The following is a 17,944-nucleotide window of genomic DNA, read 5'->3' on the forward strand; positions in this document are numbered from 1 at the left end:
TCTCGTGCGGCACGACGCTCCGCAGCGGACGGGTGCCCGAGCCGGGACACGACGCGGCCCCGGCACCGGCTGGTCGCCGGCGGCCGGGGCCGTGTCGTCCTGCGCTGGGCTGCTCAGGGCAGCTCGGCGGAGGTGGTCAGCTGGTCGCGCCCTTGAGTGCCTCCGACAGCGCCGCCGCCTCGTCGGGCGACAGCTCGACGACGAGACGACCGCCTCCCTCGAGCGGCACGCGCATGACCAGGCCGCGGCCCTCCTTGGTCACCTCGAGGGGACCTTCACCCGTGCGCGGCTTCATGGCCGCCATGCGTGCCTCCTTCGCCGGCCACACCGCTCCCCGCCCGGGGCGGGAGGTGGGGTGGCGTCCGTCGCTGCTGGAACTCCACCACCCATGATCCCGTATGCGGCTCCGTCGTCCAACACGAGGGCCCCATCAGGGGAACGCGCGGAAGCAGTCGGCGACGTGGTCGTCGACCATCCCGGTGGCCTGCATGAGCGCGTAGCCGGTCGTCGGGCCGACGAAGACGAACCCGCGGCGCTTCAGTTCCCTGGCCATCGCCACCGACTCGGGGCTGGTCGCGGGGACGTCGGCGAGCGTGGCCGGGCGGGTCCGCGGCCCGGTGGGCGCGAAGGACCACAGCAGCGCCGAGAGCCCCTCCGGCTGCTGCTGCGCGGTGCGGGCGTTGCGGACGGCGGCGGTGATCTTCGCGCGGTTGCGCACGATGCCCGCGTCGGCCATCAGCCGCGCCTCGTCGTCGGCGTCGAACTCCGCCACGGCGTCGATCGAGAAGCCCGCGAAGGCGGCGCGGAACGCGGGGCGCTTGCGCAGGATGGTGATCCAGGCCAGCCCGGACTGGAACGCCTCGAGGCACATCCGCTCGAACAGCGCGTCGTCCGCGTGCAGGGGCGTGCCCCACTCCTCGTCGTGGTACGCGACGTACTCGGGCGCGCTGTCGCCCCAGGCGCATCGGGTCGGCACGCCGGACACGCTAACGCGGCCCACCGACCGTCAGCCGACCACCGAGGAGACGTTCCCGCCCGCGAGGTCCTTGGCGTAGAGGTCCCGCCGGCCGTTCGCGTCGGTCGCCAGCAGCGCCTGCGACGTCGTGATCAGCACGCGGTCGGCCCCCACGGCGAACAGGCGGCCGTACTCGGCGGGAGCGATCGAGCCGGTCACCCCGCCGGTGGCCCGGCCGTCGGCGTCGGCGGTGACCAGGACCAGCGGGCCGCCGTCGAGGTCGCGGCGGTAGTGGTCGGTGTGCCCGTTGCCGTCCCCGGGCAGCGCGGCCGCGGTGGTGGAGAAGAACCCGTAGCGGCCGGTGGGGTCCAGCTCGACCTGGTGCTCCCAGGAGGTCGTCTGGCCGTCGCCCATGGCCACCGACGTGCCGGTGGTCGTGTCGATGCGGTGGGCGAGGCCGGTGGTCCAGTTCGCGGCGGGGGTCGGCGTGCCCAGCTTCGCGCTGGTCACCAGGGCCACGTACTGGCCGTCGTCGCTGATCGCGACGTCCCCGGCGTCCCGGTGGACGGCGAACTCGGTCCGGCGGCCGGCGACCACCACCGCCGAGACGACGACGGCCTCGCCGGCGCCGGCTCCGGACAGCGTCTTGCGGTAGAGGACCGTCGGCCCGTTCGACGAGGTCGCGGGGAACAGCGCGTACCGGCCGTCGGGGGTGAGGGCGAGGGCCGGCCCGAGCGCGGTGCGGGGCAGGTTGGCACCGGACGCCGTCGCCGACACCCGGGTGACCGCTCCGGTGGTCATGTTCTTCGCGAAGACGTCGACCGCGCCGTTGGTGTCGCCGGGCACCAGGTCCGGCCGCGGCGAGTAGAAGAGCACCAGGTTGCCGTCGGCGGACACGGCCACGCTCGGGCTGGTCGAGTACACCGACGCACCGGTCTGCAACTGGGTCCCGGCGGTCCCGGCGCTGACCGCCCCACCGGACGGCACGCTCACCAGCGCCCACGTCCCGGCGACCAGGTCGCGCCGGTAGACGTCGGCCAGCCGGTTGGTGTCGGTGGGCAGGAGGGCCGCGGTGGTCGCCAGGACGACGTAGCGGCCGTCGTCGCTGATCGCCGGGGCGGCGGTGTTCGTGAGGTCGGTGGCACCGGTCGCGGCGGCGCCGAGCGGCGCGATCCGGGTCCGCGTGCCCGCCGTCCGGTCGAACAGGTAGAGCTCGTAGGCGGAGTTGGTGTCCGACGGCTCCAGCCGCGCCCGGGTGCCGACGACGACGTACCGGCCGGTGCTGCTCACCGCCAGGCCGCCGGACTCCCCCGCCCCCTCGGCGGGCACCGTGGCGAGCACCGGCGTCGCACTCGCGGGCGCCGATGCCCCCGACCGGTTGTCGCTGGTGTCCACCGCGACCAGCGTGTAGGTGTACGAGCTGCCGTTGACCAGGCCGGTGTCGGTGTACCCGGTGCCGGTGACCGTGGCGATCGGCACGCCGTCGCGCGACAGCTCGTAGTGCCTCAGGTCGGCCTCGGCGTTCGTCGCCCAGGACAGCGCCACCTGGCCGTCGCCCGGGGTCGCGGCCAGCCCGGTGGGCGCGGCCGGGACGTCCGTGTCCCGCGGCACCGCGGTCGTGGTGGTCGCCGACGAGCGGTTGCCGCTGGTGTCGACGACGACCAGCGACCAGCCGTACGAGGTGCCGTTGACCAGGCCGGTGTCGGTGTACCCGGTCCCGGTGACCGTGGCGATCACCGTGCCGTTGCGGGATAGCTCGTATCGCGCCACGTCGTACTCGCCGCTGGCCGGCCAGGACAGCACGACCTGCCGGTCCCCCGGCACCGCGCCCAGCGAGGCGGGAGCCGCCGCCGGGACCGAGTCCCGCGGCACGGCGGACGTCGTGGTCGGCGTCGACCGGTTGCCGCTGGTGTCCACGACGACCAGCGAGTAGCCGTACGAGGTGCCGTTCACGAGGCCGGTGTCGGTCCAGCCGGTGCCGGTGACCGTGGCGATCAGCGTGCCGTCGCGGGACAGCTCGTATCGCGCCACGTCGTACTCGCCGCTGGCCGGCCAGGACAGCACGACCTGCCGGTCCCCCGGCACCGCGCCCAGCGAGGCGGGAGCCGCCGCCGGGACCGAGTCCCGCGGCACGGCGGACGTCGTGGTCGGCGTCGACCGGTTGCCGCTGGTGTCCACGACGACCAGCGAGTACGTGTACGTCGTGCCGTTGACCAGGCCGGTGTCGGTGTACCCGGTGCCGGTGACCGTGGCGATCACCGTGCCGTCGCGGGACAGCTCGTATCGCGCCACGTCGTACTCGCCACTGGCCGGCCAGGACAGCGCAACCTGCCGGTCCCCCGGCGCCGCGCCCAGCGAGGCGGGAGCCGCTGCCGGCACCGAGTCGCGCGGCACCGCGGTCGTGGTGGTCGGCGTCGAGCGGTTGCCGCTGGTGTCGATGACGACCAGCGAGTACGCGTAAGTCCTGCCGTTGACCAGACCGGTGTCCGTGTACCCGGTGCCGGTGACCGTGGCGATCACCGTGCCGTCGCGGGACAGCTCGTATCGCGCCACGTCGTACTCGCCGCTGGCCGGCCAGGACAGCGCGACCTGCCGGTCCCCCGGCGCCGCGGTCACGGCCGCTGGCGCGGCGGGGGCCAGGGTGTCGCCCGGGGTGCCGGTGGCCGGGGTGCTCGCCGTCGTCCCCGTGTACGTGGCGCCCAGGAACGTCGTGTGCGTGCGCACCGTGACGACGTAGCTCCGGCCGTTCGTCAGCCCGGTGACGGTGACGCTCGTGGTGGTGGGGCTCGCCGCGAGGACGCCGTCGAGGAAGACGTCGTAGCCGCTGACGGAGATCTCTCCCGGCGCGGTCCACGAGAGGGCGAGCGCGCGGTCGGCCCGTGCGGCGACGACGTTGGTCGGCGGCGCGGGGTCGGTCACGCTGGCCGTCCGCAGCCCGGGGACGGGCGCCGGCCCCCGGTCGGTCACCGGTCCCCCAACCGCCAGGAGCGCCAGGACGAGGGCGAGGACGACGCTGGGGAGCAGCCGCGGCCGGCGACGGCTCCTGGAAACGGCCTGCCTGTCCACCGTGTGCCTCCCGACCAGGGCGGGACGGCGCTTCCGTCCGGCCCACTCAGTCTTCGGCAGCTCCTGCCCCCTGTTGAGCCGTGCCGGGTCGACGGCAGCCGGAGGTCAGGCGGCCCGGGCGGCGACGGCGGCGAAGCGGCGCAGCGAGCGGCGCACGCCCCACCGCACGAACGGCTGGACGGCGTACCAGCCGGGCGTGAGGACGACGCCGATCCAGCCCCAGGGCAGGTAGAAGCGCTCGGTCCAGACGAAGGTGGCGTGCTCGCCCCGCGGCTCGATCTCGAAGATGCCCGGGCCCCGGATGACCCGGCCGGTGTGCTGCACCTCGACCAGCCGCGGCGGGTCCCACTTCGTGATGACCATGGTGTCCAACAGCCCGAGGTGCCGGCCGCCGGGCAGGGGCAGCCCGGTGCGTGCCGCGAGCCGTCCGCCCACTCCCTGCGCCGGACCGCCGACGGTCTCGACGTCGGTCGCGACCATCCACTCGCCCTGCCCCACCCAGTCGGTGAGCACCTGCCAGACCCGCTCGGGCGACGCGTCGACGTCGATCCGCTCGACCAGCTCAGGCATCGGGGTGCTCCTCGTCGTCGTCCGTGGGTGGCGTCGGCCCGCTCGTGGGGTCGTCGGTGGGGGTCGGATGCAGCCGCGCGGTGAGCGTGGCGATCTCGGCGTCGCGCTCGTCCAGCGTCCGGGCGAACTGGTCGAGCAGCCAGTCCACCTCGGTCATCCGGTAGCCCCGCAGGGTCACCGTCATCCGCAGCGCCCGCACGTCGTCCCCGGTGACCGGCCGCTCGACGGGCAGCTCCACCGGGGAGCGGTCCAGGTCGGCGGGCAGCTGGGTCTCGCCGCGGCCCAGCAGCAGCGAGGCGCCGAGGAAGAGCAGGGCGGCGACCACCAGGACGCCGAGGAGGAAGAGGACCAGGTCCAGCACGTCAGGCGTCGGACGGGCCGGACGGGGGACGTCCACCGTTCTCGCCACGCGCCCTGGCGGCGTCGGCCGCCTGGATCGCCGCGACCACCTCGGCGACGTCGTCGGTGACGGTCAGCAGCTCGAGGTCGGCGGGGCTGATCGTGCCGGTGGCCGCCATGGTCGAGCGGATCCAGTCGAGCAGCCCGGACCAGTACCCGGTGCCGAACAGGATGACGGGGAACCGGGTGACCTTGCGGGTCTGCACGAGGGTGAGCGCCTCGAACAGCTCGTCGAGGGTGCCGAACCCGCCGGGGAGGATGACGAAGGCCTGCGCGTACTTCACGAACATCGTCTTGCGGACGAAGAAGTAGCGGAAGGTGATGCCGAGGTCGACCCACTCGTTGAGCTCCTGCTCGAACGGCAGCTCGATGCCGAGGCCGACCGAGAGCCCGCCGGCCTCGCAGGCCCCCCGGTTGGCCGCCTCCATCGCGCCCGGGCCGCCGCCGGTGACGACGGCGTACCCCGCCTGCGCCAGCGCGGCGCCGATGGCCACCCCCGCCGCGTAGTGCGGGTGGTCGGCCGGCGTGCGGGCGCTGCCGAACACGCTGACGGCCCGCGGCAGCTCGGCGAGCAGCCCGAAGCCCTCGACGAACTCGCTCTGGATGCGCAGCACCCGCCACGGATCGGTGTGCAGCCAGTCGGTCTGGCCCCGGCGGTCGAGCAGCCGCTGGTCGGTCGTCGTCCCCGCCGCCTGCGGGTCGGGCTCGTTCCCGCGCAGCATGACCGGCCCGCGGTGCCGGGCGGGCCGCCGCGGCCGGGCACCCGGTTGCGGCGCGGGCCGGCCGGCCCCGCCCTCCGGTGCGGCGTCCTGCGGGCCGGGCGGAACGGTCATGCGGTGCTCCCGGACAGGTAGGCGACCAGCGCGTCCTCGGCCGGCTGCAGCCGGTCGATGCGGACGTGCTCCTCGCGGGTGTGGGCGAGCTGCGGGTCACCCGGCCCGTAGTTCACGGCCGGGATGCCGAAGGCGGCGAACCGGGCGACGTCGGTCCAGCCGAGCTTGGCCCGCGCCGGGCGGCCGACGGCGGCGACGAACGCGGCCGCGGCCGGCTCCGACAGCCCCGGCAGCGCCCCGCCGGAGTGGTCGACGATCTCCAGCGTCGCGCCGTCGGCGACGGCCTGCGCGAACACCTCCCGGACGTGCGCCTCGGCGGCGTCCTCGTCCCGGTCGGGTGCGTAGCGGAAGTTCACCAGCAGTCCGGCCTCGTCGGGGATCACGTTGCCCGCGACCCCGCCGGAGATGCCGACGGCGTTGAGGCCCTCGCGGTAGGTGCAGCCGTCGATCTCGACCTCGCGCGCCTGGTAGGCGGCCAGCGTGGCGAGCGGTCCGGCCAGCCCGTGGATCGCGTTGCGCCCGAGCCAGCTGCGCGCGCTGTGCGCCCGGTGCCCCGGCGTCGTCAGCCGCACCCGCAGCGTGCCCTGGCAGCCGCCCTCGATCTCGCCGTCGGTCGGCTCGAGCAGGATGGCGAGGTCCCCGTACAGCCAGCCGCGGCGTTCCCGCGCCACCCGGCCGAGGCCGTTCTTGACCGCCTCGACCTCCTCGTTGTCGTAGAAGGCGAAGGTGAGGTCGTGGGCGGGCTCCGCACCGGGGACGCCGAAGCGCCCGGCCACCCGCAGCATCACCGCGTCCCCGGACTTCATGTCGCTGGTGCCGCAGCCGTAGAGCCGGTCGCCCTCGATGCGGCTCGGCACGTTGTCGGCGATCGGCACGGTGTCCAGGTGACCGGCGAGCACCACCCGCGTCGGCCGGCCGAGGTTGGTGCGGGCCAGCACGTTGTTCCCGATCCGTTCGACCTCCAGCCCGCCGAGGCCGCGCAGGGCGGCCTCGACGAGGTCGGCCAACGGCTTCTCGGTCCCCGACACCGAGGGGACGTCGACCAGCGCACGGGTCAGCGTGAGGACGTCGGCGGAGAGGTCCAGCGGAGGGAGGTCGCTCACACCGCCGAGCCTACGGCCCCGGTCAGGGGCTCGGCCGGAGCCTGCGAGGGGTGGCTGGAGCGGGGTCCGGCACCGGTAGCGTCGTACCCGTGACTGCCGCGACCGTCTCCGCTTCCGCCGCCGGCCTCGCCACCGTGACGCCCTCGGGCACGGTGCTCGACACCTGGTTCCCGGAACCCCGGCTGGGTGCGCCCGAGAACGCGAAGGCCGGCACCACGCGGCTCGGCGCCCTGGAGCTCTCCGGCGAGCTCGGTCCCGACTACGGCGGCCTGGTGCGCACCGACGAGGCCCGTGGCGTGGAGATCATCGCCGTCCGCACCGTCATCCCCGACCTGTCCGCCCCGCCGGTGGACACCTACGACGTGTGGCTGCGGCTGCACCTGCTCTCGCACCGGCTGATCAAGCCCAACAGCGCGAACATGACCGGCATCTTCGGGCTGCTCACCAACGTGGCGTGGACCAGCGCCGGCCCGGTCGAGGCGGCGACGTTCAACGCGCACCGGCTGCGGGCCGCGGTCGGCCACGTGACCGTGTTCGGCGTCGACAAGTTCCCGCGGATGGTCGACTACGTCATCCCCACCGGCGTGCGCATCGCCGACGCCGACCGGGTCCGCATGGGCGCCCACCTCGCCGAGGGCACCACGGTCATGCACGAGGGCTTCGTCAACTTCAACGCCGGGACCCTGGGCCCCTCCATGGTGGAGGGCCGGATCAGCCAGGGCGTCGTCGTGGGCGCCGACAGCGACATCGGCGGTGGCGCCTCGATCATGGGCACGCTGTCCGGTGGCGGCACCGAGGTCGTCTCCATCGGCACCGGCTGCCTGCTCGGGGCCAACGCCGGCATCGGCATCTCGCTGGGGAACGACTGCATCGTCGAGGCCGGCTGCTACGTCACCGGCGGCTCGCGGATCACGCTGCCCGACGGCTCGGTGGTCAAGGCGCGCGAGCTCTCCGGACGCGACGGCCTGCTGTTCCGGCGCAACAGCGTCAGCGGTGCCCTCGAGGCCGTCGACCGCACGGGGCGCGCCTGGGGAGCCCTCAACGCGGAGCTGCACGCGAACTGACGGCCAGCCTTCAGGGGCCCGCAGCGAGCGTGCGAGGTGCGGGGGGAAGGCTGGTCCTCTTACTAGGCTCGGTGGCGATGGCCTCCTCCACGTCGACCGCGATGCGCGCGGCCTCGCCCGCCCGCCGCCGCCCCGCCCGACGGCCGTCGACGCGGCGCGGTACCGGTGGCCGCCGGGGCAAGAAGGACAACTGGTGGCCGCTGGTGATCGTCGCGGCCGTCGTCCTGCTCGGCGTCGCCTGGGCGCGAGCGGCGGACGACGTCCCGGCGGTCGTCTGCACCGTCGAGGGTCCCGTCGGAACCGGCAGCGTCCGGCTCACCCCTGACCAGGCGCAGAACGCGGCGACGATTGCGCGCGTGGGCCGGGAGCGCGGCCTGCCGGACCGGGCGATCGTGATCGCTCTGGCGACGGCGATGCAGGAGTCCACGCTGCGCAACCTCGACCACGGCGACCGCGACTCGCTCGGGCTCTTCCAGCAGCGGCCCTCGCAGGGCTGGGGCACGCCGGCGCAGGTGCAGGACCCGGTCCACGCGGCGGGCATCTTCTACGACCGGCTGGTGCAGGTACCGAACTGGGAGACTCGATCGGTGGTCGACGCCTCTGATCGGGTGCAGCGCTCCGCGTATCCCGAACGGGTCGGCCAGTGGGAGCCGATGGCCAAGGAGCTGACCGCGGCACTGAGCGCGAACGCCCTCGGCTGCGCCTGAGACTCGTCAGCCCCGAGAACTGTCGGCGCCCTCCGCCAGGGTCACATCATGGGCAAGCGCGCTGAACCACCGCTGCACTGGAGGGATGTCGGTCGCGCCGACCTCATCGAGCTGTTCTCGACCGGTCTCACGCCCGAGCAGGTGGGCGCACGGTACGAGCGCAGCGCAGAGATGGTCCGCCTCAAGGCGCGTGCGTGGAACCTGGACCCCCGCGCGCTGCGCGCACGAGTCACCGGACTCGCCGCGCAGCACCCGGACGTCGCCGCCCAGTTCGTGTGCGTGGTCGACGGCGCACCGCTGACGCGCGAGGCGAAGGATCTGTCCCCGGGCAGCGGCGCCCGGTGTCGTTGGCGCTGCCCGACGTGCGCGCACGAGTGGATCACATCGGTGGCCAACCGGACGCGGCGGCGGTCGGGGTGCCCGAGATGCGCGGTGAGGCGAGGGAAGGAACTCGCTCGGGCTCGCGCCCCCAAGACCGAACCGCTGTCGCACGTCGCACCAGACCTGGCAGCGCAGTTCGTGAGGAACGTGAGCCGCCCGGATCGAGACGCCACCACAACACCCAGCGGGTCGCACGACCGTATCCAGTGGCGCTGCACGGCTGGGCACGAATGGGAGACCGCCGCCCGCCAACGGGTTAAGTACGCAAACCAGTGCCCCACCTGTCTGAGTGGTCTGTGGACCAGCCGGCACGAGTTCGAGGTCGCCGCACTCGTCGAAGCCAGCACCGGCTTGGCCGTGACGGTAGGGGCCCGCGTCCCTTGGCCGGGCACCTCGAAGGACGAGCTCATCGACCTCTACGTCGAGGGGGCGGACCTACTCGTGGACCTGGACCCCACGCGCTGGCACGGCTCGCCCAACGCGGCGGCCCGTGACGCTCGCAAGCTGAGTCGGCTCGCTGGCGAAAGGTATGTCCGCGTCCGACCACACCCCCTCGGGCTCTTGACGGTGCCCGCAGCAGAGTCGAGACAACAGGTGCTGCTCACCGAGGCAGCTGGCAGGGACCCCTGGCTGTGGGCCACAGCCGTCGTCGGGGCCTTGCACGACTTTGCACCCCATCTGCCGACACGCGTCCCCTCGGCCGCTGAGCGCAGCGTCGCCCTCATCCAGGCGGACGTGCGCTGGCGACGCTTGCGGTCCGGCGCACGCCGTCGAAGTTTGCTGTCCGAGCATCCGCGTGTCGCTGCCCAATTCGTCGCCGTGGTCGGCCGACCCGAGCTCAGTGCGGCTGACCTGGCTCCTGCGGGGAACGACCGTGTCCACTGGCGCTGCGCCGACTGCGGACATCAGTGGGAAGCGCGCGTGGCCAACCGGACGCTCCTGGGCACCGGGTGCCCGCCCTGTTCCTACCGTCGCGGTGCCGCGCGCGCGGCCGCGCCGCGTACCGGCCAGAGCTTCGCCGACCGACACCCCGAGCTGGTCTCGGCCTTCGTCGAGAACCTCACCCATCCGGCAAGAGCCCGTTCGACCTGAAGCCAAACAGCACGGACAGGTGCCGATGGACCTGCCGCTACTGCAGTCGCCCCTGGGTGGCCTCTCCTCAGACCCTGAACCGCCACCCCTCCTCGGCAGGTTGCCGCCCTTGTGGCTGGAGCCGAGGTGCTCGGAAGCGCCGCCTTTTGCGCTGAGGTCGCAGCATGGCTCACGGCAGCCGTACTCCGCCGACAGCGTCGGCACGGGCCCTCGGCTGCGCCTGAGTCCCGGTCGTCAGTCGTCGGCGATCGGCCGCCCGACCACCAGGGCCTCCCGCAGCTCCGGGTCCCGCGACCGGTAGGCGGCATCGGGCTCGGTGCCCGTGGCGTCCAGCACGGTGCTGAAGAAGCACCGGGCCGCCGCCGCGAGGACGACGTCGAGGATCTCGTCGTCGGACAGGCCGAGGGCCCGCACCTCGCCCAGGTCCTGCTCGGTGAGGTCCGCCGCTCCCCCGGCGACCTGGGCGGCCAGCCGGACGACGGCGGCGTCCACCGGGTCGAGCTCGCCCGGGACGCCGCCGGCGACCGCCCGCACCTCCGGCGCGGCGTCGAACTGGTCCACCAGCACCGCGCCGTGCGCCAGCGAGCAGTAGCTGGACCGCAGCCGCAGGGCGGCGGACACGGTGGCCAGCTCGTAGCGGCGCGGATCCATCGACGCCTTGACCGCCGCATTCAGCCCGCGCCAGGCCTCGAGGACGGCGGGGCGGCGGGCGAAGACCTTCGTGTAGTTCGCGACGTACCCGAGTGCCAGCCGATCGCGGTCGAAGGCTGCGGCCGCCTCCGGGGAGGTGCTCTCGTCGGCGTCGGCGATCCAGCTCATGGGCGCCGACGCTAGGGCCGCACGCCTCCCGGCGGAAGAGCGCGGCCGCCGGTCACCGGCCGACGTAGGACGCCAGGTGCTGCCCGGTCAGCGTGGACCGGTCGGCCACGAGGTCGGCCGGCGTCCCCTCGAACACCACCTGCCCGCCGTCGCGGCCCGCGCCCGGCCCCAGGTCGATGATCCAGTCGGCGTGCGCCATCACCGCCTGGTGGTGCTCGATGACGACGACCGAGCGACCGGAGTCGACGAGCCGGTCGAGCAGGCCCAGCAGGTTCTCGACATCGGCCAGGTGCAGGCCCGTGGTCGGCTCGTCCAGGACGTAGACGCTGCCCTTCTCCGCCATCTGGGTGGCCAGCTTCAGCCGCTGCCGCTCGCCACCGGACAGCGTCGTCAGCGGCTGGCCCAGGCTCAGGTAACCGAGCCCCACGTCGACCAGCCGGTCGAGGATCGTGTGCGCGGCGGGCACCCTGGCCTCGCCGGAGCCGAAGAACGTCTCGGCCTCGGCGACCGACGTCGCGAGCACCTCGGCGATGTTCCTGCCCCCGAACGTGTACTCCAGCACCGATGCCTGGAACCGCCGGCCCTCGCACTCCTCGCACGGGGACTCGACGGTGGCCATGACGCCCAGGTCGGTGAAGATGACGCCCGCGCCGTTGCAGGTCGGGCAGGCGCCCTCGGAGTTCGAGCTGAACAGCGCCGGCTTCACCCCGTTGGCCTTCGCGAACGCCTTGCGGATCGGCTCCAGCAGCCCGGTGTAGGTGGCCGGGTTGCTGCGCCGCGAGCCCTTGATGGCGCCCTGGTCGACGACGACCACGCCCTCCCGTCCGGCGATCGAGCCGGTGACCAGCGAGCTCTTGCCCGAGCCCGCCACGCCGGTGAGCACGCACAGCACGCCGAGCGGGACGTCGACGTCGACGTCGCGCAGGTTGTGCGCCGACGCGCCGCGCACCTCGAGCACCCCGGACGCGGAGCGCACCGAATCCTTCACCGATGCCCGGTACCCGAAGTGCTGCCCGGTGCTGGTGCTGCTGGTCCGAAGCTCCGCCACGGTGCCCTCGAAGCAGACGACGCCACCGGCCGTGCCCGCTCCGGGCCCCAGGTCGACGACGTGGTCGGCGATGGCGATGGTCTCGGGCTTGTGCCCGACGACCAGCACGGTGTTGCCCTTGTCGCGCAGCTGCAACAGCAGGCCGTTCATCCGCTCGATGTCGTGCGGGTGCAGGCCGACGGTCGGCTCGTCGAAGACGTAGGTGACGTCGGTGAGCGAGGACCCGAGGTGCCGGATCATCTTCGTCCGCTGCGCCTCGCCACCGGACAGGGTGCCCGCGGGCCGGTCGAGGGAGAGGTAGCCCAGCCCGATCTCGGTGAACGAGTCGAGCAGGTGCTGCAGCCCGGCCAGGAGCGGCGCCACGGACGGCTCGTCCAGGTCCCGGACCCACTCGGCGAGGTCGCTGATCTGCATCGCGCAGAGGTCGGCGATGTTCCTGCCGTTGATCCGGGACGAGCGGGCCTCCGCGGTGAGCCTCGTGCCCTCGCACTCCGGGCAGGTCTGGAAGGTGATGACGCGCTCGACGAAGCGCCGCACGTGCGGCTGCAGCGACTCGACGTCCTTGGAGAGCATCGACTTCTGGATCTTGGGGATGACGCCCTCGAAGGTCAGGTTGATGCCCTCGACCTTGATCTTGGTCGGCTCCTTGTAGAGGAGGTCGTCGAGCTCCTTCTTCGTGAACGCCCCGAGCGGCTTGTCCATGTCGAACCCGGCGCCGGCGAAGATCCGCCCGTACCACCCGTCCATGCTGTAACCGGGCACCGTCAGCGCGCCCTCGGCCAGCGACTTCTCCGCGTCGAACAGCGCCGTCAGGTCGAAGTCCGACACCGAGCCCATGCCCTCGCACCGCGGGCACATGCCGCCGAGGTAGACCTGGTCGCGCACCACGGCCTTCTCGACCCGGCCGCCGGCCTTCTCGGTGCTCATCACGCCGGAGGCCTTGCGAGTCGGCACGTTGAACGAGAAGGCGGTGGGCGGGCCGATGTGCGGCATCCCCAGCCGGCTGAACAGGATCCGCAGCATCGCGTTGGCGTCGGTGGCGGTGCCGACCGTGGACCGCGGGTTGGCCCCCATCCGCTCCTGGTCGACGATGATCGCCGTCGTCAGGCCCTCGAGCAGGTCGACCTCGGGCCGGGCCAAAGACGGCATGAAGCCCTGCAGAAAGGCGCTGTAGGTCTCGTTGATCAGCCGCTGGGACTCCGCGGCGATGGTCGCGAAGACCAACGAGCTCTTGCCCGAGCCGGAGACGCCGGTGAACACGGTGAGCCGGCGCTTGGGCAGCTCGACGCTGACGTCCTTGAGGTTGTTCACCCGCGCGCCCAGCACCCGGATGACGTCGTGGCTGTCGGCGGCGTGCCGTCCGGTGGCGTCGGTCGTCGCGCTCATGCGTCGGTGCCTCCATCGTCGGGACCGGCCGCGCGGCAGCGACCGTCCGGATTTCTACCAGGGGTGTCCGACAGGGATGACCGGTCGAGGGCCCGGTTCTCAGCTGCGCTGCTGGATCCGGACCGTGTTGCCGGCCGGGTCGCGGAAGGCGCAGTCGCGGACGCCGTAGGGCTGGTCGGCCGGCTCCTGCATGACCTCGGCTCCGCTGGCCTGGACCTGCTCGAAGGCCGCGTCCAGGTCGTCGCTGTCCAGCATGATCCAGCCGTACGTGCCCTTGGCCATCATCTCCGCGATGGTGCGACGCTCGTCCTCGGTGATGCCGGGGTCGACGGCCGGCGGGGCCAGGAGGATGGATGTGCCGGGCTGTCCGGAGGGACCGACGGTGATCCACCGCATCGCGCCGGTCCCGACGTCCTGGCGGACCTCGAAGCCGAGAGCGTCGCGGTAGAAGGCCAGCGAGGCGTCCGGGTCGGTGTGCGGGAGCGAGGCGGTGTGGATGGTGAGGTCCATGGCGCTCACGCTAGGGACGGCGTCCCGACCTGTGCTTCTCGATTCCTGACCGATTCCCGTACCGGCCGGATGACCTGCTTGGCCACGCACGCGGGCATCCCCGTCGTCGTTCCGGCGGCCTCCCGCCGGTAGACGCTGGGCGGCATGCCCACCAGCTCGGTGAAACGCGTGCTGAACGTCCCGAGCGAGGAGCAGCCGACGGCGAAGCAGACCTCGGTCACGGTCATCTCCCCGCGCCGCAGCAGCGTCATGGCCCGCTCGATGCGCCGGGTCATCAGGTAGGCGTAGGGCGACTCCCCGTACGCCGCCCGGAACTCCCGGCTGAGGTGCCCGGCGGACATGTGCGCACCCCGGGCCAGCGCCTCGACGTCCAGCGGCCGGGCGTACTCCCGGTCGATACGGTCCTTCACCCGGCGCAGGCGGGCGAGGTCGCGCAGCCGCTGCTCCGGGACCGGTCCGCTGCCCACCCACCGGATGCTGCCACGCCGGCCACACCCGGTGGACCGCTCCGCTCCCCCGACGGAGGGAGGAGGGCTCAACCCGGGATGCGGGCGAGCCGACTCCGTGGCATGACGATCGCCTCCTCCCCTTCCGGTCCGGCGGTCACCGCGGGTCCCGACGACACCGCGGTCGCCGACGTGACCGTCCTGCTGCCGACCCGCGAGGACCTGCTGGCCCGGCTCGACGAGACCCTCCCCTCGGTCCGCCGCTGGCCGACGACGCTGCTGATCGTGGGGCTGCTGCGCCGCGACGACGGCTGGCCGACCCCCGCCCCGACGCTGTCCGCCGTCACGATGTTGCTCGCCCGCTCGCTGCGCGGCGACGACTGGCTCGGTGGCGCCGGCGCGGCGGAGTTCGCCATCGTGCTCGCCGGCGACGAGACGGCCGCCGAGGTCGCCGCCCGGCGGCTCACCGCCGGCGTCGACGCGCTCGGGATCCCCGGCCTGTCCGCGGCTGCGGGCATCGCCGCGCTGCGCTCGGACCTGACGCCGCACGAGGTCTTCCGGCGCGCCACGCTCAGCCTCACCGCCGCCCGGCGGACCGGTCCGGCGACGGTGATCCGCCACCGCGAGCCGGCCTGAAGAAGGACCCCTCTGCCCCCCACCGCTCGCACGCTCGCGGCGGGCCCCTGCAGAGGGGCCATCAGTGGGCCAGGCGCTCCACGGCGGCGTCGATCCGCTCGTCGGTGGCGGTGAGCGCCATGCGGACGTGCCGCGACCCGGCGGGCCCGTAGAAGCTGCCCGGGGCGGCCACGATCCCCAGACCCGCGAGCCAGTCGATCGTCGCCCAGCAGTCCTCGTCGCGGGTGACCCACAGGTAGAGGCCGGCCTCGGAGTGGTCGATCCGCAGTCCGGCCGCGCGCACCGCCGCGGCCAGCCGGTCGCGGCGGGCGCCGTAGCGCTCGCGCTGGGCGTCGACGTGCGCGTCGTCGTCCAGGGCCGCGGCGATCGCGGCCTGCACCGGCGTGGGCACCAGCAGCCCGAGGTGCCGGCGGACCTCCCACGCGCGGCGCACGAGCGCCGGGTCGCCGGACAGCAGGCCGCCGCGGTACCCCGCCGCGCTGGACTGCTTGGACAGCGAGTGGACCGCGAGCAGCCCGGTGTGGTCGTCCCCGGCGACGGCGGGGTGCAGGATCGACCGCGGCTGGACGTCCCAGCCCAGCGTCACGTAGCACTCGTCGGCGGCGACGGGGACGCCGTGTGCCCGGCCCCACTCGACCCAGGCGCGCAGCTCGTCGTCGGCCAGGACGCGGCCGTGCGGGTTGCCCGGGGAGTTCAGCCAGACCAGCACCACGCCGTCGGCGTCGTCCGGCGGGACGTCGGTGCGTTGGACGGCGAGCCCGGCGACCACGGCCCCCACCTCGTAGGTCGGGTAGGCGACCGACGGGATCAGCACCGTGCCGCCGGCGGGCAGCCCCAGCAGCGTCGGCAGCAGGGCGACCAGCTCCTTGGAGCCGACCGTCGGGATGACCGAGGGGACGGCCCCGAGCGGATCGGCGACCGTCACGCCCAGGCGCCGCTGCAGCCAGCCGGCGGCCGCCGTCCGCAGCGCGGCGGTGCCGAGCGCGGTCGGGTAGCCCGGCGCGTTGCCGGCCGCGGACAGCGCCGCACCGAGCAGTGCCGGGGTGTCTTCGACCGGCGTCCCGATCGAGAGGTCGACGACGCCGTCAGGGTGCTGCGCGGCGCGCAGCCGCGCCGGTTCCAGCGAGTCCCACGGGAAGTCCGGCAGGACCCGGCCGGGGACCTGGGCGGTCAGTGCCCTTCGCCCTGGGGCGGGAGCGCCGCGACCAGCGGGTGGTCCTTGTTGATCTTCCCGGTCTTGGCGGCGCCGCCGGGGCTGCCCAGGTCGGAGAAGAACTCCACGTTGGCGTTGTAGAAGTCCTTCCACTTGTCCGGGACGTCGTCCTCGTAGTAGATCGCCTCGACCGGGCAGACCGGCTCGCACGCACCGCAGTCGACGCACTCGTCGGGGTGGATGTAGAGCATCCGGTCGCCCTCGTAGATGCAGTCCACCGGGCACTCGTCGATGCACGCCTTGTCGAGGACGTCGACGCAGGCCTGTGTGATGACGTAGGTCACGGTGGTTCCTCCCGGAAGGACGGTGCGGGCGACGACCGCGGGGACGGTCGATCGGCTGCATTAGTATCACCCTCCCGCGGCCGCGCGGCCGGGAAGGGTGCCCTTCCTCGCGGGCTCACCCGGTGGAGGGAGCCGCGGGACGGGACCGGACCGGCGCGGCCAGGACGCGCCCGACGGCGAACGCGGCCGCGAGCACGCCGCACACCAGGAACGCCAGCCCGACCGCGCCAGTCGCTCCCCCGCCGGTCAGCACGAGGTCCCCCTCGGGGCGCTGCACGGTGGCGCCGAGGGCGACGACCAGCCACACCACCCCCGGCAGGACGGCTACCGCGCGCGAGCCCGACAGCCGGTGCGCCAGGGGCACGAGCAGCAGGTTGCCGGCCACCGCGGCGACCACCGACAGCGGGACGGGCACGGCGCCGGCCCGCAGCGGCAGCCAGAACGCCTCGGCGAGCGCCAGCCAGGCGGCGACGGCGACGGCGGCCAGCGCCCAGCCGGTGCGCGCGGCGAGCCGGCCGATCACGCGTCCAGGCCGGCGAACAGGTCGTCCTCCCAGCCGTACGGGCCGCTGCCCGGGCCGCGCTCCCCCCGCACCAGGCGGTAGTGCTCGACGGCCATGACCTCGAGGCCCAGGTTGTTCGACAGCGCGAAGAACGGGCCGTCCACGGTGATCTGGGTGGGGTGCGAGCGCATGGCGGCGTCCTTGCGTCCGGCCTGGTCCGGCGCGTCGACGACGGTGGTGATCACGTCGTCGTCGACCACGAACGGCACTTCGTCCAGGTCGCCCAGCCCCTCGAAGGGCGAGGCCTCCCCCAGTGCCTCCATCGCCTCGATCCCGGCCTTGACGACCGAGCGCGGCATCGCGTTCCAGTAGATCTTGGCGATCGTCCACGCCGGGCCGAGGTCGGGCCGGAAGGCGGGGTCCGCAGCCAGGTCGGCGGCGCGCATGGCCACCCGGTGGGCCTGGATGTGGTCGGGGTGGCCGTAGCCCCCGACCTCGTCGTAGGTCACCAGCACCTGCGGCCGCACCTCGCGGATCACGGCGACCGCGTGCGCCGCAGCCTCGTCGACGTCGGCGTTCCAGAACGCGCGGGGGTGCTCGTTGGCCGGCGTCCCCATCATCCCGGAGTCCCGGTAGCGACCCGCCCCGCCGAGGAAGCGGAAGTCGGTGACGCCGAGGGCGGCCATGGCCGCCCGGAGCTCGGAGATGCGGTAGCCGCCGAGCTGGTCGGCCTGGTCGGCCGCCAGCTGGGCGAGCTCGGGGACGAGGATCTCGCCTTCCTCACCCAGCGTGCAGGTGAGCAGGGTGACCCCGGCCCCCTCCGCGACGTACCGCGCCATTGTGGCGCCGTTGTTGATCGTCTCGTCGTCGGGGTGGGCGTGCACGAGCAGGACGCGCCGGTCGGGAGCCATCACACCGCGATCCTGCCGG

Annotated in this window: 19 protein-coding genes; 4 read left to right on the forward strand and 15 right to left on the reverse strand. The window is 73.7% G+C overall.

From position 1 onward, the window contains the following. Positions 1-136: 136 nt before the first annotated feature. The 7 genes from DQ239_RS12420 to dapE all read right to left on the reverse strand — a co-directional run bounded on the left by DQ239_RS12420 (position 137) and on the right by dapE (position 6,926). The gene (locus DQ239_RS12420) at positions 137-304 is read right to left on the reverse strand and encodes a DUF3117 domain-containing protein (RefSeq protein WP_012947303.1); all 168 of its coding nucleotides are present in this window, start codon (positions 302-304) and stop codon (positions 137-139) included. 126 nt (positions 305-430) lie between these two features. Continuing rightward, positions 431-976 carry a DNA-3-methyladenine glycosylase I gene (locus tag DQ239_RS12425; protein ID WP_233489136.1) on the reverse strand — a complete coding sequence of 182 codons (546 nt, stop codon included), beginning with the start codon at positions 974-976 and terminating at the stop codon, positions 431-433. 30 nt (positions 977-1,006) lie between these two features. Then, positions 1,007-3,874 (reverse strand): fibronectin type III domain-containing protein, encoded by a 2,868-nt coding sequence (locus tag DQ239_RS12430; protein ID WP_147252111.1) that lies wholly within the window; start codon positions 3,872-3,874, stop codon positions 1,007-1,009. A gap of 252 nt (positions 3,875-4,126) precedes the next feature. Further along, on the reverse strand, positions 4,127-4,591 hold the full coding sequence (locus tag DQ239_RS12435; protein ID WP_113834731.1) for an SRPBCC family protein: 465 nt from the start codon (positions 4,589-4,591) through the stop codon (positions 4,127-4,129). Next, entirely contained in the window at positions 4,584-4,952 is a 369-nt protein-coding gene (locus tag DQ239_RS12440; protein WP_233489137.1) for a DivIVA domain-containing protein, read from the reverse strand. The genes DQ239_RS12435 and DQ239_RS12440 overlap by 8 nt, the downstream gene beginning before the upstream one ends. A gap of 1 nt (position 4,953) precedes the next feature. Beyond that, the gene (locus DQ239_RS12445) at positions 4,954-5,712 is read right to left on the reverse strand and encodes a TIGR00730 family Rossman fold protein (protein ID WP_199582961.1); all 759 of its coding nucleotides are present in this window, start codon (positions 5,710-5,712) and stop codon (positions 4,954-4,956) included. A gap of 107 nt (positions 5,713-5,819) precedes the next feature. Then, positions 5,820-6,926, reverse strand: coding sequence for a succinyl-diaminopimelate desuccinylase (gene dapE / locus DQ239_RS12450; protein WP_113834733.1), 1,107 nt, complete (start codon positions 6,924-6,926; stop codon positions 5,820-5,822). A gap of 89 nt (positions 6,927-7,015) precedes the next feature. On the opposite strand from dapE, the gene dapD reads away from it, so the two are divergent. From dapD to DQ239_RS12465, 3 genes are all read left to right on the forward strand, one after another. Then, positions 7,016-7,990: a 2,3,4,5-tetrahydropyridine-2,6-dicarboxylate N-succinyltransferase gene (gene dapD / locus DQ239_RS12455; protein WP_113834734.1), complete on the forward strand. Its 975-nt coding sequence runs from the start codon at positions 7,016-7,018 to the stop codon at positions 7,988-7,990. Positions 7,991-8,067: 77 nt separating this feature from the next. Beyond that, positions 8,068-8,697: a hypothetical protein gene (locus tag DQ239_RS12460; protein ID WP_147252113.1), complete on the forward strand. Its 630-nt coding sequence runs from the start codon at positions 8,068-8,070 to the stop codon at positions 8,695-8,697. A gap of 48 nt (positions 8,698-8,745) precedes the next feature. Beyond that, the gene (locus tag DQ239_RS12465) at positions 8,746-10,170 is read left to right on the forward strand and encodes a zinc-ribbon domain-containing protein (RefSeq protein ID WP_113834736.1); all 1,425 of its coding nucleotides are present in this window, start codon (positions 8,746-8,748) and stop codon (positions 10,168-10,170) included. A 234-nt stretch (positions 10,171-10,404) separates the two neighbouring features. On the opposite strand, the gene DQ239_RS12470 is transcribed toward DQ239_RS12465, so the two are convergent. The 4 genes from DQ239_RS12470 to DQ239_RS12485 form a co-directional block, all read right to left on the reverse strand. Next, a complete protein-coding gene (locus DQ239_RS12470) occupies positions 10,405-10,989 on the reverse strand; it encodes a hypothetical protein (RefSeq protein WP_199582953.1) in 585 nt (194 codons plus the stop codon). A gap of 52 nt (positions 10,990-11,041) precedes the next feature. Further along, positions 11,042-13,423, reverse strand: a complete 2,382-nt coding sequence (locus tag DQ239_RS12475) for an excinuclease ABC subunit UvrA (protein ID WP_113834737.1) — start codon at positions 13,421-13,423, stop codon at positions 11,042-11,044. 99 nt (positions 13,424-13,522) lie between these two features. Then, on the reverse strand, positions 13,523-13,933 hold the full coding sequence (locus DQ239_RS12480) for a VOC family protein (protein ID WP_113834829.1): 411 nt from the start codon (positions 13,931-13,933) through the stop codon (positions 13,523-13,525). Positions 13,934-13,938: 5 nt separating this feature from the next. Then, the gene (locus DQ239_RS12485; protein ID WP_113834738.1) at positions 13,939-14,400 is read right to left on the reverse strand and encodes a helix-turn-helix transcriptional regulator; all 462 of its coding nucleotides are present in this window, start codon (positions 14,398-14,400) and stop codon (positions 13,939-13,941) included. A 102-nt stretch (positions 14,401-14,502) separates the two neighbouring features. On the opposite strand from DQ239_RS12485, the gene DQ239_RS12490 reads away from it, so the two are divergent. Then, positions 14,503-15,015, forward strand: a complete 513-nt coding sequence (locus DQ239_RS12490) for a hypothetical protein (protein WP_113834739.1) — start codon at positions 14,503-14,505, stop codon at positions 15,013-15,015. A gap of 61 nt (positions 15,016-15,076) precedes the next feature. Here DQ239_RS12490 and dapC read toward each other — a convergent pair whose 3' ends face one another. From dapC to mshB, 4 genes are all read right to left on the reverse strand, one after another. Continuing rightward, positions 15,077-16,189 (reverse strand): succinyldiaminopimelate transaminase, encoded by a 1,113-nt coding sequence (dapC, locus tag DQ239_RS12495; RefSeq protein WP_147252119.1) that lies wholly within the window; start codon positions 16,187-16,189, stop codon positions 15,077-15,079. Further along, positions 16,186-16,512 (reverse strand): ferredoxin, encoded by a 327-nt coding sequence (gene fdxA / locus DQ239_RS12500; protein ID WP_091764542.1) that lies wholly within the window; start codon positions 16,510-16,512, stop codon positions 16,186-16,188. The genes dapC and fdxA overlap by 4 nt, the downstream gene beginning before the upstream one ends. A gap of 115 nt (positions 16,513-16,627) precedes the next feature. Beyond that, positions 16,628-17,035, reverse strand: a complete 408-nt coding sequence (locus DQ239_RS12505) for a hypothetical protein (protein ID WP_233489138.1) — start codon at positions 17,033-17,035, stop codon at positions 16,628-16,630. After that, a complete protein-coding gene (gene mshB, locus DQ239_RS12510) occupies positions 17,032-17,925 on the reverse strand; it encodes an N-acetyl-1-D-myo-inositol-2-amino-2-deoxy-alpha-D-glucopyranoside deacetylase (protein ID WP_113834831.1) in 894 nt (297 codons plus the stop codon). Before mshB ends, DQ239_RS12505 begins: the two co-directional genes overlap by 4 nt. Positions 17,926-17,944 lie beyond the last annotated feature (19 nt).

Source organism: Blastococcus sp. TF02-09 (genome assembly GCF_003319105.1).
Classification (GTDB): Bacteria; Actinomycetota; Actinomycetes; order Mycobacteriales; family Geodermatophilaceae; genus Blastococcus.